This window comes from Caulobacter sp. P1_D6 (genome assembly GCF_056406095.1).
The window spans coordinates 1-14593 of the sequence record NZ_JBFUAW010000026.1 but is presented as its reverse complement, the minus strand read 5'-3'; the positions used below and the strand labels follow the sequence as shown (position 1 = coordinate 14593).

Annotated in this window: 10 protein-coding genes; 1 reads left to right on the top strand and 9 read right to left on the bottom strand. The window is 67.9% G+C overall.

What is annotated here, in order from left to right; translation table 11 throughout:
- From pflB to AC1DYP_RS15635, 9 genes are all read right to left on the bottom strand, one after another.
- The gene (pflB, locus tag AC1DYP_RS15675) at window positions 1–2262 is read right to left on the bottom strand and encodes a formate C-acetyltransferase (protein ID WP_477047111.1); all 2262 of its coding nucleotides are present in this window, start codon (window positions 2260–2262) and stop codon (window positions 1–3) included.
- 36 nt (window positions 2263–2298) lie between these two features.
- Window positions 2299–3573, bottom strand: a complete 1275-nt coding sequence (locus tag AC1DYP_RS15670) for an MFS transporter (RefSeq protein ID WP_477047110.1) — start codon at window positions 3571–3573, stop codon at window positions 2299–2301.
- 12 nt (window positions 3574–3585) lie between these two features.
- Complete coding sequence (locus AC1DYP_RS15665; protein ID WP_477047109.1) at window positions 3586–5184, bottom strand: L-serine ammonia-lyase; 1599 nt, start codon at window positions 5182–5184, stop codon at window positions 3586–3588.
- 153 nt (window positions 5185–5337) lie between these two features.
- On the bottom strand, window positions 5338–6534 hold the full coding sequence (locus AC1DYP_RS15660; protein WP_477047108.1) for an acetate/propionate family kinase: 1197 nt from the start codon (window positions 6532–6534) through the stop codon (window positions 5338–5340).
- Between the two features lie 16 nt (window positions 6535–6550).
- On the bottom strand, window positions 6551–7525 hold the full coding sequence (locus tag AC1DYP_RS15655; RefSeq protein WP_477047107.1) for a phosphate acetyltransferase: 975 nt from the start codon (window positions 7523–7525) through the stop codon (window positions 6551–6553).
- A gap of 1 nt (window position 7526) precedes the next feature.
- Window positions 7527–8993 carry an efflux transporter outer membrane subunit gene (locus tag AC1DYP_RS15650; RefSeq protein WP_477047106.1) on the bottom strand — a complete coding sequence of 489 codons (1467 nt, stop codon included), beginning with the start codon at window positions 8991–8993 and terminating at the stop codon, window positions 7527–7529.
- Between the two features lie 16 nt (window positions 8994–9009).
- Window positions 9010–10137 carry an ABC transporter permease gene (locus AC1DYP_RS15645; protein ID WP_477047105.1) on the bottom strand — a complete coding sequence of 376 codons (1128 nt, stop codon included), beginning with the start codon at window positions 10135–10137 and terminating at the stop codon, window positions 9010–9012.
- A gap of 4 nt (window positions 10138–10141) precedes the next feature.
- Window positions 10142–12886: a ribosome-associated ATPase/putative transporter RbbA gene (gene rbbA, locus AC1DYP_RS15640; protein WP_477047104.1), complete on the bottom strand. Its 2745-nt coding sequence runs from the start codon at window positions 12884–12886 to the stop codon at window positions 10142–10144.
- Window positions 12883–14016, bottom strand: a complete 1134-nt coding sequence (locus AC1DYP_RS15635; protein ID WP_477047103.1) for an HlyD family secretion protein — start codon at window positions 14014–14016, stop codon at window positions 12883–12885. Before AC1DYP_RS15635 ends, rbbA begins: the two co-directional genes overlap by 4 nt.
- Before the next feature lie 341 nt (window positions 14017–14357).
- Between AC1DYP_RS15635 and AC1DYP_RS15630 the strand changes: the two genes are divergently transcribed.
- Window positions 14358–14593: hypothetical protein (locus AC1DYP_RS15630; protein WP_477047102.1), on the top strand; the 236-nt coding region annotated here is incomplete at its 3' end.

Sequence of the window (14593 nt, the reverse complement as noted above, 5' to 3'; positions counted from 1 at the left end):
TCAGGCCCCGTGGAAGGTGCGGTTGATCACGTCCATCTGCTGCTCGCGCGTCAGCCGCACGAAGTTCACCGCGTAGCCCGAGACCCGGATCGTCAGACTGGGGTATTTTTCCGGGTGGTCCATGGCGTCGATCAGCGTCTCCTTGTTCAGGACGTTGACGTTCATGTGGTAGCCGGTCGATCCGAAGAAGGCGTCCAGGATGCCGGTCAGATTGGTGATCTGGTCGTCGGGCGTCCGGCCCAGGCCGCTGGGGACCAGCGTGGTGGTCAGGGAGATGCCGTCCTCGGCGTCGCGATAGGGGATCTTGGCGACCGAGGCGGCCGAGGCGTGGATGCCGTGGCTGTCGCGGCCGTGCATGGGATTGGCCCCCGGCGCGAAGGGCTCGCCCTTGCGCCGACCGTCGGGCGTGTTGCCGGTCGCCCGGCCATAGACCACGTTCGAGGTGATGGTCAGCACCGATTGGGTGTGCTTGGCGTTGCGATAGGTCGGGTGCTTGCGCAGCTTCTCCATGAAGGTGCTGACCAGCCATGAGGCCAGGTGGTCCACCCGGTTATCGTTGTTGCCGAACACTGGGAACTCGCCCTCGGTCACGTAGTCGACGACCAGGCCGGTCTCGTCGCGAACCACCTTCACCCTGGCGTGCTTGATCGCCGAGAGGCTGTCGGCCACCACCGACATGCCCGCCACGCCGAACGCCATGGTCCGGAACGGCGCGTAGTCGTGCAGCGCCATCTCGATCCGCTCGTAGGCGTACTTGTCGTGCATGTAGTGGATGACGTTCATCGCGCTGACATAGGTCTCGGCCAGCCAGTCCATCATCCGCTCATAGCGGTCCAGGATGTCCTCGAACTCCAGATAGTCGCCCTGGACCGGCTCGAAGGGCGGGCCGATCTGCTTGCCGCTGACCTCGTCGCGACCGCCGTTGATCGCGTAGAGAAGGCACTTGGCCAGATTGGCGCGCGCGCCGAAGAACTGCATCTGGTGGCCCATCCGCATGGGCGAGACGCAGCAGGCGATGGCCCCGTCGTCGCCCCACTCGCGGCGCATGATCTCGTCGCTCTCGAACTGGATCGAGCTGGTGTCGATCGCCACCTTCGCCGTGAAGCGGCGGAAGCCTTCCGGCAGGCGCGGCGAGTACCAGATGGTCAGGTTGGGCTCGGGCGCGGGACCCAGGTTGTAGAGGGTCTGCAGGAAGCGGAAGCTGTTCTTGGTGACCAGCGGGCGCCCGTCGTCGCCCAGGCCGCCGATCGACTCGGTCACCCAGGTGGGATCGCCCGAGAACAGGTCGTCGTACTCCGGTGTCCGCAGGAAACGCACGATCCGCAGCTTGATCACGAAGTCGTCGATGATCTCCTGGGCCTGGCTTTCGGTCAGGGCGCCGGACGCCAGGTCGCGCTCGAAATAGATGTCCAGGAAGGTCGAGGTGCGGCCCAGCGACATGGCCGCGCCGTTCTGCTCCTTCACCCCGGCCAGGTAGCCGAAATACAGCCACTGTACGGCTTCGCGGGCCGTGGTCGCCGGGCCGGAGATGTCGAACCCGTACTTGGCCGCCATCACCTTCAGTTCGGCCAGGGCACGGATTTGCTCGGACAGCTCCTCACGGTCGCGGATGATCTCGTCGGTGGACCAGGCGTCGTCCAGCGCGGCCTTCTCCGCCTCCTTGGCGTCAATCAGTCGGTCGACGCCGTATAGCGCCACGCGCCGGTAGTCGCCGATGATCCGCCCGCGTCCGTAGGCGTCCGGCAGGCCGGTCAGAACATGCGAGGAGCGGCAGCGCCGGACGCTCTCGGTATAGGCGTCGAAAACCCCTTCGTTGTGGGTTTTGCGATACTTGGTGAAGGTCTCGATCACCGCCGGGTCGGGCTCGTAGCCATAGGTCTTCAGCGAGGTCAGGACCATGCGGAAGCCGCCGTTGGGCATGATCGCCCGCTTCAGCGGCGCCTCGGTCTGGAGGCCGACGATGACCTCGTTGTCCTTGTCGATATAGCCGGCCTCATGGGCGACGATCGTGCTGGGGATCTGGGAGATGTCGAGGACGCCGCCCTTTTCCCGCTCCTTGGCGAACAGCAGCTGCAGCTGGGCCATGRTCGCCTGGGTGCGTTCGGTCGGGCCCGCCAGGAAGGCCTCGTCGCCGTCATAGGGCGTGACGTGCTGCTGGATGAAGTCGCGCACGTCGATCTCGCGCGACCACAGGCCCGGCGCGAAGGGCGGCAAGGCCCGCTCGGCTTTCGCGGGAGGGGGCTTGGAAAGGGTGTCGCTCATGCGTTCCTCCGAGGAACTGGGTCAGACGGGAGGGAGTCAGGCGGAATTGGCGGTGACGGGCGGCGGCGTGACGGACCGAGCCCCTGCCCCGGTCTCCTTCAGGAGCAGGGTCAGCAGCACCGCCAGGGCCACGCCGTAGAGCAGCGGCGAGAAGGCCGCCTGGTAGTGTTCCAGCTCACGTGGGCCGCCGCTCGACGCCTTCAGCAGCAGGCCGCCGAACACCGGGCCCAGCAGGGCCGAAAACGAGAAGTTGATGAAGTTGACCACGCCCGTGGCGGTGCCGCTGTGCTCGGGGCGATTGGCTTCCTTGATCACCGTGTAGGGCAGCATGGCCGCGCCCGAGGCGATCCCGGTGACCAGGCCCAGCACGAAGGGCGGGAACAGGCCGGGAGGTCCGTAGAGGATCGTCGCCAGGCAAGCGGCCAGCAGCAGGCCCGAGGCGACGATCACCGGCTTGCGGCGTCCCATACGGTCCGAGAGCATGCCCACCAGCGGGCAGCCGATGATCCAGCCGAACGGCACCGAGGCCGAGCGCAGGACGGCCACGCCGTAAGGCATGTCGTGAGCCTCCTGCAGGAACCGCACGCCCCAGGTCATGTCGAAGATGGTGGTGGGGATGAAGAACAGGCCCGAGATCAGGCCGCACAGGATCGATTGAGGGTTGGACGCCACCGCCCAGATGGCGGAGGCCGCCGCGCCCGCCCAGTTGCGGTTGCCGACCTTGCGGCCGCGCGGCATGACCAGGAACAGCAGGACCGCGATGATCGCGCCCGCTACACCCATGGCCGCCCAGAACCAGTTCCAGCTGACCCCGCCGGCGATCGCCGGCCCCACCAGGAACTGGCCCGCCGAGCCGCCGGCCATGCCGAACATCTGGGTGACGCCGATCAGGGTCGCCGCCTTCGAGGCGGGGAAGTTGGTGGTGGCGATATAGGCCGCGCCGATCAGGGCGAAGACCCCGCCCATGCCCTGCAGCAGCCGTCCGACCGCCGCGATGTTGGGGTCCCCGGTGGCGAACAGCAGCGCGCCCGCCGCCACGATCGCGCAGCCCAGCGGCACGACGGCGCGCGCGCCCAGCTGGTCCATGGCCACGCCGGCCACCAGGCTGAACGGCGCGTAGGCGTAGTAGAACAGGCCCACCAGCGTGGCGAGCCCCGCAGTCGACAGGCCCAGGGCGTCGGACAGCTGCGGCATCATCACCGCCGGCGCCGAGCGCAGGACGTACTGGTAGAAGTAGAAGATGGAGGTCGCCAGCCAGGCGACGACGATCACGCCGCCCGCGGCTCCCGTACTGGCGATCCTCCGCTCCATCTTCGCCTCAGCTCAGCACAAGGTGACGGACACGGCGAGACCGCCTTCGGAGGTCTCCTTGTACTTGGAGTTCATCTCCTTGGCGGTCAGGGCCATGGCGTCCACCGTGCTGTCGAAGTCGACCCGGCGGTTGATCGGGACCTCGTTCGTGGCGATCAGGTAGCCGGTCCAGGCCTTCACCGCTCCGAACGCGCAGCGTTCGATGCAGGGCACCTGGACGAAGCCCGCCAGCGGGTCGCAGGTCATGCCCAGATGGTGCTCCAGCGCCCCCTCGGCGGCGTTGGCCGCCACCTGGGGCGGGTCGCCATAGGCCTGGGCGATCGCCGCCGCGCCCATGGCCGAGGCCACGCCGATCTCGGCCTGGCAGCCACCCTCCGCCGCGGACAGGGTCGCGTTGTGCTTGCAGAGATAGCCGATGACCAGGCCGGCCAGCAGGGCCTCGCGCAGCTTGTCCTTGGACATCTTCGCCCCCGCTGGACCCAGCGAGTAGATGACGGCCGGCAGCACCCCGGCCGAGCCGCCGGTGGGGGCGGTGATGACCAGGTGGCCGCGGGCGTTCTCCTCCGAGCCCGCCAGGGCGTAGGCCGAGACCAGGGCGATGGCCTTGCGCGCGGTGCCTTCCTGGGTCTGGGCGCTGATGTAGACGTCGTGGGCCTTGGTCTTCAGCTTGATCGGTCCGGGCAGGGTCGAGGTCGGGGCGGCCAGGCCTGTCTTCACCGTGGCGTCCATGGCCCCCAGGATCTTGTCGAGGAAGGCGTTGACGTCGGCCTCGCTGTGGCCGGTGATGGCCACCTCGTTGGCCATGGCCAGCTGGGCCAGCGAGATGTTGTCGCGCTTGCAGTGGGCCAGCGCCTCGCTGATCCGCGCATAGGGATATTTCGGCGGGTTCTTCTTGGGAGGCTCATAGCCCTTCCACTCGATGAAGCCGCCGCCGACCGAATAATATTCCTGCTCCAGCAACACCTTGTCGCCGGCCATCAGCTTGCAGGTCATGGTGTTGGGGTGGTGGAAGTCGCCCTTGGGGGCGTCGTAGATCACATCCTTCAGCGAGACGTTGATGGTCTTGGCGCCCAGCGTCACCGGGAAGGTCTGGTTGGGATTGGCCGCCAAGCCGTCGAGGAAGGCCGGATCGACCGTGGCCGGCTCCATGCCGATCAGGCCCGCCAGCGCGGCGCGCTCGGTGCCGTGGCCCTTGCCCGTGGCGCTCAGGCTGCCGAACAGGTTGACCTTCAGGGCCGTGGCCGTGGCCAACTGCTCCGGCGGCAGCTTGATGGCGCGCTTGTAGAAGTCGTAGGTGATCCGCATCGGCCCGATGGTGTGTGATGAGGACGGGCCGGGGCCGACCTTGTAGAACTCCTCGGCCGTGGTCATCACCGGCCCCTTGGACTTCTTGACCACGTTGAGGTTGGGATCGAGCGCGACCTTCGCGCCGGCCGCGCCGCCCGGCGACTTGGCCGGGATGTTGGAGATGTCCTTGGGCTGACAGCCGGTCAGCGCGCCGATCGACAGCGCCAGGGCGCTGCGCATCATGAAGGCGCGGCGGTCCGATCCAATCGGAGGGTCACGCGTGTCGAGTTCGGGGACGATCGCCCCGTCCGCCGTCCTGTCCATCGTCTTCCCTTTTCGCAGAGGGGCCGCCGAAGGCGCCTTCCTTCGTTAAGCGGACAGTGTCCGGCCGCGCTTGCGGTCAGGCCATCAGGGTAAGACCCGAGATCGTCCTCTCTGAACCCTCGGAGCGTCCCTCGGAGGAAATGCGAAGGATTCTCAAGCGACTTCGGGCGCCAGGCTCAGCAGCGCCGCGGTGTGGCGGGCGATCATCCGCTCTTCGTCGGTGGGCACGATCCAGGCGGCGGCGCGCGAGCCCTCGCGGCTGATGCGCCGCGCCGCGCCGCCGGGACCGTTGGCGACCTCGTCCAGCTCCAACCCCAGCCAGCCGCAGGCCCGGACGATCTCCTCGCGCGCCTGGGCGTCGTTCTCGCCGATGCCGCCGGTGAAGACCAGGCCGTCGATCCCGCCCAGGGCGGCGGCCATCGAGCCGATCTCGCGCACCACCCGATAGACGAACAGGCCCACGGCCTCCATCGCATGGGGCTCGGACGAAGCCCGCAAGGCGCGCATGTCGGACGAGATCCCGGAGACGCCCAGCAGGCCCGAGCGCTTGTAGACCAGGTCCTCCAGCGCCCGGGCGTCCATGCCGTAGGCGTCCATCAGGTGGATCAGCACCCCGGGATCCAGGCTGCCCGAGCGGGTACCCATCACCAGCCCGTCCACGGCCGTGAAGCCCATGGTGCTGGCCATGCTGCGTCCATCCCGGATCGCGCACAGGCTGGCGCCGTTGCCCAGGTGGGCGACGATGATCCGACCACGGACCAGGTCGGGCGCCAGCTCGCTCAGGCGCGAGGCGACGAACTCGTACGACAGGCCGTGAAAGCCATAGCGCTGCACGCCCGCCTCGTGGAAACGGCGCGGCAAAGCGAACATCTGGGCCATCGGCGACTGGCCGCGATGGAAGGCGGTGTCGAAGCACGCAACCTGGGCGATGTGCGGCGCCCCTTCGGCGATCGCCTCGATCGGCGCCAGGTTGTGCGGCTGATGCAGGGGGGCCAGGGGCTCCAGTTCGCGCAGGGCGGCGATCACCGAGGCGTCGATCCGCACCGGCTGGGCGTAGGCCCGGCCGCCGTGCACCACCCGATGGCCGACTCCCAGCACCGGCCGGCCGTCGATCCGCTGGATCGAGGTCGCCAGCACCTCATGCGTGGCGGCGGCGTGGTCGAAGCCCTCGGCCGGCCAACTGCGTTCCTCCAGCGGCTCGCCTCGCGGGTCCTTCACCACCAGTCGTGGCGAGACGCCGATGCCGTCCAGCTGGCCCTTGAACAGCAGGGCCTCGCCGGGCGCGGCGTCGTAGACGGCGAACTTCAGGCTCGACGAGCCGGCATTGAGGACCGCGAGACAGGCGCTCATTGGAGGCGTCTCCCCGTCAGACGATGGCGGCCGAGGCGCGGCGCGCGGCGCCCAGCAGGGACGCCACCGCGCAGGAGGCCAGCCGGGTCAGCTTGGCGTCGGCTCGGCTGGTCAGGATGATCGGCACGCGCGCGCCCAGCACGATCCCCGCCGCGTCGGCGTCGGAGAGGAAGGACATGCACTTGGCCAACATGTTGCCGGCTTCCAGGTCCGGCACGACCAGCACGTTGGCGCGCCCCGCCACCGGCGAGACAATGCCTTTGATGGCGGCCGCCTCGGCGCTGATGGCGTTGTCCAGCGCAAGGGGGCCGTCGAGCAAGGCGCCCTTGATCTGGCCTCGGTCGGCCATCTTGCACAGGGCGGCCGCCTCGATGGTCGAGGGGACCTTGGGATTGACCGTCTCCATGGCGCTGAGGATCGCCACCCTCACCTCTCCCTCGCCCTCCTTGAGGACCAGGGCCATGTCGATGGCGTTCTGGACGATGTGGATCTTGTCCTCGAGCGTCGGGATGATGTTGATCGCCGCGTCGGTCACCACCAGCGGCGTCGGATAGCCGGGGATATCCATGATGAAACAGTGGCTGATCCGCCGGGCGGTGCGGATGCCGGTCTCGCGGGCGACCACCGCGCCCATCAGTTCGTCGGTGTGCAGGCTGCCCTTCATCAGCGCCTCGGCGCGTCCGGCCCGGACAAGGGCAACGGCCTTGGCGGCGCTGTCGTGGCTGTGTTCGGCGTCGACCAGCTCGAATGGTGAGATGTCCAGCTTGCCTGCGGCGGCCACCTCGGCGATGCGCGCGGCGGGCCCGACCAGGATCGGTTCGATCAGCCTCAGCCGCGCCGCCTCGACGGCGCTGTCCAGCGACACGTGATCGCAAGGATGAGCCACCGCCGTGACGATGGGTCGCTCCTTCTGGGCGCGGGCCAGCAGGCGCTCGAACTTCTCGTGGGTGCGGCCGCCACCAGCCTTGGGGGCGCCGAGGGTATCGGACATCTCAACGCCCTCCCGCCGCCGCGACACTTTGCGGCTTGGTCCATTGGTCGTCGGTCAGCTGCCAGCCGCCGCCGAGGGCCTTGTAGAGATTGACGACCGCGATCAACTGGTCGCGCTGGGTCTGGGCCAGGGCGTCCTCGGCGGGGAATAATTGCTGCTGGGCTTCCAGCACCTCGAAATAGCCGGCGCGGCCGGTGTCGTAGCGGGTCTGGGCCAGGTCGACCGAGCGGCGCAGCGAGGCGATCTGGCGCTCTAGCGCCGCGCGGCGGGCGGTGAGGGTCCGTTGCGTGGCCAGGGCGTCGGCCGTCTCGCCCAGGGCGACGAGCGCGGTCTGGCGATACTGAGCGACGGTCTCGTCCCAATAGGCCTTACGGTTGTTGTAGATCTCCTCCAGCCGGCCGCCGGTGAAGATCGGTCCCGCCAGACCCAAGCCGACGGAGCCCACGCCGAAGGTCCCGCTGTCGCCGCTGACGTCGACGCCGATCAGGCCGGCCAGGGCCGAGAGCCCCAGCCTGGGGAACTTGTTGGCCACCGCCACGCCCATCTCGGCGTTGGCGCGCATCATCCCCTGCTCGGCGGCCCGGATGTCGGGACGGCGCTGCAGCAGGTCGGTCGTCGCGCCCACCGGGGCGGCGGGCAGGGTCTGGGCCTCCAGCGCCTTGCCGCGCGGGATCGGTCCGGGCGGGGCGCCCATCAGGACGCTGAGGGCGTTCTCCTGCACGGCGATCCGCCGCCGGATCTCCTCGATCCGCGCCTCGGACGCGTCGCGGTTGGCCCGCGTGCGCTCGACCGGCAGGCGGCTGTCGCGGCCGGCCTCGAAGCGCTGATTGAAGATGTCGAAAGTGGCGCCGTAGGTGCGGGTGCTCTCCTGGGCGATGGCGATCTCGCGGTCCAGTTCCAGCAAGCGAAAATAGCCCTCCGCCACGTCGCTGGTCAGGGTCAGCAGTATGCCGCGCTGGACTTCTTCCTGTTGCAGCAAGCTGGCCTGAGCGGCCTCATTGGAGCGCTTGATCCGGCCCCACAGGTCGAACTCCCAGGAGAAGTCGAGAGCCGCGCCCAGACTGCCAAAGCCGGTGGTGTCGGGACCGCCATTGTCGTCCGGCGAGAACGTGGACTCCGCGCCGACATTGCCGCGATAGCCCAGTTGCGGCCTGCTCTGCGAGGCCGAGACGCCCACCAGCGCCCGCGCCTGGGCGATGCGGGCGATAGACACTTGAAGATCCAGGTTGTTGGCAAGGGTCTGGCCGATCAGTCCCTGCAGCGCGGGATCGTCGAACACTGCCCACCACGGCAAGTCGGCCAGGGACGCCGAGGTCTGAGACGCCGAGATCGGGGCCCGCGCATCGCGATAGGCCGGCGGCAGGGCCACCTCGGGCCGGGCGTAGTCGGGGCCGACGACCTTGCATCCTGCGGTCGCCAGTATCCCGGCGACCAAGGCGACGGTTGCGCTTGTACGGAGCGGGCTCATCTTTGGAAGACCCTTCTCACTTGACCGCGGCCAGCATTTTTCTGAACCGCGACAGGGTGTAGACGCTGTAAGCGCCGCCGATCAGGAACATCTTCAGCAGCGCCGGCCAGACCATTTCTGGCGTCGCGTCGCGGAACAGGACCGCCTGCGAAAAGGCGACGAAATGGGTCGAGGGCACGAACTGCATGATCTTCTGCAGCAGCATCGGCATGCTCTCGAGCGGCGTCTGCCCGCCCGAAAGCAGGCTCATGACGATGTAGACGGGGAAGGCCAGCAACCCGAACTGCGGCATCGAATTGACGATCGTCGCCAGCATGATGCCCAGCGCCGTGACCGAGAACAGGTAGACGCCCAGGCCCAGGGCGAACAGCGGGATCGAGCCGGCGATCGGCACGCCGATCGCGCCCTTCACCACCAGGAACAGAGAAGCCATGGCGGCTAGGATCACGACCATGCCGTTGGCCCAGATCTTGGCGAACATCAGCTCGAACGACTGCAGCGGCATGACCAGCAGATGCTCGATATTGCCGTGCTCGCGCTCGCGCAGCACCGCCGCCCCGGTCAGGAAGATCGCCAGCACCGAGATGTTGTTGATCACCTGATTGACCGCGACGAACCAGCTCTGCTGCATGTTGGGATTGAAGCGCGCCCGGGTCTCCAGGCTGATCAGCGGCTGGTTGGCCGGATCGTTACGACCAGGCCACAGGTCGTGGACCGTACTCTCGATGATCTGCTGGATGTAGGAAGGCCCCCGGCCCGCTTGGCTCATCGCGGTGGCGTCGGTCACGATCTGAACCGTGGGCGGATTGTCGTCGATGATGTCCGCCTCGAAGTCCGGCGGGATGTCGACCACGAAGGTGTAGAGGCCACGATCCATGGCGTGATTGATGTCGCCAAAGCCGATCTCCTGAGCGGGCAGGAACAGCGGCGGCAACATGGCGTCGCGGACCAGGCGCGAGGCCTTGGAGTCGTCCTCATTGACGATGGCGATCGAGGCGTTGATCACGTCCATGACCGCGCTCTTGGCCGGGGTGTAGACCGAGAAGGTGAAGACGTAGCCGATCAGGAACAGCAGCACTGGATCGCGCGCCAGGCTGAGCAGCTCCTTCAGGCCGAGTTGGAAGATGTGGCCGATGGCGCGCATCGCATCAGGCCTCCTGCTTCTTCAACAGCACGACCGACAGCGCGAAATAGACGAAGGCGATCACGCCCAGCGCCAGCACGTTGGGCCAGAGGGCGGCCATGCCCAGGGCCTTGGTGAACGTGCCGACGCTGACGGCCTGGAAGTAGGTCGACGGGAAGATCTTGGCCGCGATCGCCGCGCCGCCGGTCAGCGACGAGACCGGCACGAACATTCCCGAGAACTGCACCGCCGGCAGGATCGAGATGATGGCGGCCGCGAAGATGGCGGCGGTCTGGGTGGCGGCGAACACCGAGATCAGCAGGCCGAAACCGGTGCTGGCTAGCACGTACAGCAGGCCGCCCAGCGCCAAGACGAACATGCTGCCCTTGATCGGCACACCGAACACAAAGACCGCCAACCCCACCAAGGTGAGAAACTGGACCAGCGAAACCGCCACATAGGGCAGTTGCTTGCCCAACAGAAACTCGGTGCGGCTGGCAGGCGCGGCGTAGAAATTGGCGATCGAGCCCAGTTCCTTCTCGCGCACGACAGCCAGCGCCGTCAGCATGCTGGGGATCAGCATGATCAGCAGCATGATGTCGCCTGGCACCATGGCGTAGACGCTGAGGAAGGCCTGGTTGTAGAGAGCCCGGGCATTGATCTTCACCGCCGACTGGGCGGCGGGCAGGCCCTTTTCCTTGCGCACTTGGGTGTCGTGGGCCTTGTGGGCGGCCTCGATATAGCCGCGCGTCGTCTCGGCCCGGAACGGCACCGCGGCGTCGATATGAGCCTGGACAGTGGGCTGGCGTCCCTGCTGCAGGTCGCGCTGGAAGCCCGAGGGGATTTCCAGGGCGAAACGGAGTTCGCCGTTGCGCAGGCGCCGGTCACGGTCGGCGTAGCTGTAGAGCGGTTTCTTCTCGTCGAAATAAATTGATCCTCGATAGCTGTCCGAATAGGCCCGGCTGGCCGGGGTGTTGTCGTAGTCGAGGATGGAGAAGGACAGCTTCTCGACATCCAGCGAAATGCCGTAGCCGAAGACGATCATCAGCAGGATCGGCCCGATGACGGCGAAGATCAGCCGCACCGCGTCGTGCTGCAATTCGATCGCCTCGCGCCGAGCGAACGCCCAGACCCGGCCAACGCTGAAGCCCTTGGGCGGGACCGAGTGGCCCAGGTTCTCGGGCGGTTCGGAGGCCGGCGCGGCCGAAGCGTCCGCCGCCCCGCCCAGCTCCTCGGCCGCCTCCTCCAGATAGCCGATGAACGCCGCTTCCAGGTTGGGCGCGCCACGCTCGGCGACCAGGTCCGCGGGCCGTCCCTGGGCCAGCACCTTGCCCCGGTGCATCATCGACATCCGGTCGCAGCGCTCGGCCTCGTTCATGAAGTGGGTCGACAGGAAGATAGTCACCCCCCGCTCGCGCGACAGGCGGATCAACAGTTCCCAGAAGCCGTCGCGGGCGACCGGATCGACGCCGGACGTCGGCTCATCGAGGATCAGCACCTCCGGCTCGTGCAGCACCGCCACCGCCAGCGACAGGCGCTGGCGGATGCCCAGGGGCAGGCTCTCGGCCAGCGTGTCGGCCACCTCGTCCAGCCCGAAGTCGTCGATCAGCTCGGCGACCCGCGCCTTCCCCTTGTCGGGTGGCAGGTCGAACAAGTGGGCGTGCAGCATCATGTTCTGGCGCACGGTCAGCTCGGTATAGAGCGAAAAGGCCTGCGACATGAAGCCGACGCGGCGGCGGGACTCGATGTCGCCTCCCTTGACCGCCTTGCCGAACAGCAGCGCCTCGCCCTCGCTGGGCGGCAGCAGGCCGGTCAGCATCTTCATGGTGGTGGTCTTGCCGCAGCCGTTGGAGCCGAGGAATCCGAAAATCTCGCCCTGCTCGATGCGGAAATTGACATGGTCGACGGCGGTGAAGGCGCCGAACTTCTGGGTCAGGCCGTGGGACTCGATCGCCGGCGGCCCCTCTGACGACACCCACGGTGTTATCACCGGCTCCTTGTGGCCGCGCGTCTGCTCTTCGGGCAGAAGACGCACGAAGGCCCGCTCCAGGGTGTCCTGGCCGGTGCGCTGGCGCAGCTCCTCGGCGGTGCCGGTGGCCATCACCTGGCCGGCGTTCATCGCCACCAGCCATTCGAAGCCCTCGGCCTCGTCCATGTAGGCGGTGGCCACCATGACGCTCATCTGCGGGCGACGGCCGCGGATGCGTTCGATCAGCTCCCAGAACTGGCGACGGGCCAGGGGATCGACCCCCGTCGTCGGCTCGTCCAGGATCAGCAGGTCGGGGTCGTGGATCAGCGAGCAGCACAGGCCCAGCTTCTGTTTCATCCCGCCCGACAGCTTGCCTGCCGGCCGGTCGCGGAACGAGGTGAGGTCGGTGCTCCACAGCAGGTCGTCGATGCGCCAGGCCCGCTCCTCGGCAGGCTGGCCGAACAGCCGGCCGAAGAAATCGATGTTCTCGTAGATCGACAAGGTCGGATAGAGGTTCTTGCCCAGCCCCTGCGGCAGGTAGGCGACCCGCGCCGAGATGGTGTTGCGGAACCGCGCGTCGCCGATGTCTCCGCCCAGCACCTGGACGTCGCCCGACTGCATCTTGCGCACGCCGGCCAGGATCGCCAGCAGGGTCGATTTGCCCACGCCGTCGGGACCGATCAGGCCGATGGTCTTCTGGGCCGGGATGTCGAGACTGACCCCGTCCAGCGACGTCACCTTACCGTACTTGTGGGTGAGGTTCCGGATGCTGGCGACGTGTTCCAGAACCGGGGCGTTCATTTCTGCCCCGCCGTCGTCGCGCCCGTGTTCTGCCAGAGATTGGCTGGCGGCGCGGCGGTTCCCTGGATCCGTTCAGGCCAGGGCGCCTTCTCGTCGAAGCGTACATAGCCCATGCCGGGCAGGCCCGACTTCACCAGCGGCTCGTACTGGCGCAGGCGCTCCTTGGGCACCTGCAACTTGACCCGGAAAGTCAGGTTGTGGCGCTCCTCCGCCGTCTCCACCGTCTTGGGAGTGAACTGCGCGGCGGGCGACACATAGGAGACGACGGCCCGCACCGGATACTGCTGGGCGGCGTCGAGGACGATCCGCGCCTCCGAGCCCAGACGAACCTTGCCGGTGATCTTCTCGGGCAGGAACACGTACATGTAGACGTCGGCCAGATCGAGCAGCGAGAACACCCGGCCGCCGGCGGGCAGCACTTCGCCGGGCTCGGCCAAGCGGGTCTCGATGCGCGATCGGATCGGCGCGACCAGCACCGCATCGGCGATTTCGGCCCGTAGCCGGTCTGCGGTGGCCCGCGCCGCATCGATCGCCGAGGACGCCTGCACCACTCCGGCCTGGGCGCCGGTCAGTTCCGCCTGACCCGACAGCATGCTGGCGGTGTCGGTCTCGGCTTCGCGGCTGCTGACCGCCCCGGTCTTGACCAGCGCCTTGGAGCGAAGATTCTGCAGGGCCGCGAAGTTGTACTCGGCGCGCCGGACCGCCACCTGGGCCGTCGCGACGCGGCGGGCGTCCTCGGCGGCGGAGATCTGGGCCTCGGCCTCGCGCAACTGAGCCTCAAGGGCGGAGGTGTCCATTCGTGCGACGACCTGCCCCGCCTCGACGGTGGCGCCCTCGTCAGCCAGCATTTCCTTGACCCGACCGGGGTACTTCGTCGCGACGTAGATCTCGTTGGCCTCCAGCCGACCGTTGCCTCCGGCGAAGCCCGGCGGCAGGTCCGGCCGCGTCATGTAGATGTAGGCCCCGACACCCGCGGCGATCACCACCACGGCCGCCACACCGATCAGCAGCGGACGCCGCGACTTGGACGCCGGCTTTGGCCCTGGGGATTTGGGCCCAGGCGGTTGGGAGCCAGGCGGCTGGGACTTGGTGTCTTGGCCCAAGCGGCTGACCACGGCTGGTTCGGGCATTGCATCAACCTCGCCGAATGTTTCGACGAGGCTATGCCTGCGGTTCAGCGGGGCGATATCCGGTGAACTACCAAGCTCCCCTTGCCATCGACCGGGCGCAGCGATGTTGAGGTGGCCGCCAGGGATGACCATCAAGATGGATCATCTCCAGGCAATCACGGCGCGCCCCGGAGGCACGCCGCTTTCCGTCTGGATTGAGCCAGGCGCTGACGGCGCCGTTCCATGCGGCGCGGTTCGGGGTTTTGTCTGATTGTTTGTCCGGTCACGGAGCGGAAACTTGGGGCGAGAGCCGGCTGACACGCCAGCCGCGCTCGGAGCCGAACCCCTTGGACTCGCTTTTGTTGAACCTTCTGGTCGCGCTGGGCGTGGGCCTGTTGATCGGAACGGGGCGCGAGCGCGCCATGGGGGACCCGAAGTCGCCGGCGGACGCGGGCGTGCGCACCTTCTCCATCGCCGCCCTCGGGGGAGCCGTGGCGGTCGCCTGCGGCGGCGTCATGCTGCTGGCGGTCCTGGCGGCGGCCATCGCCGGCCTGGTGGGCCTGAGCTACTGGCGCAACCGCGAGCAGGAGGGGCCGCC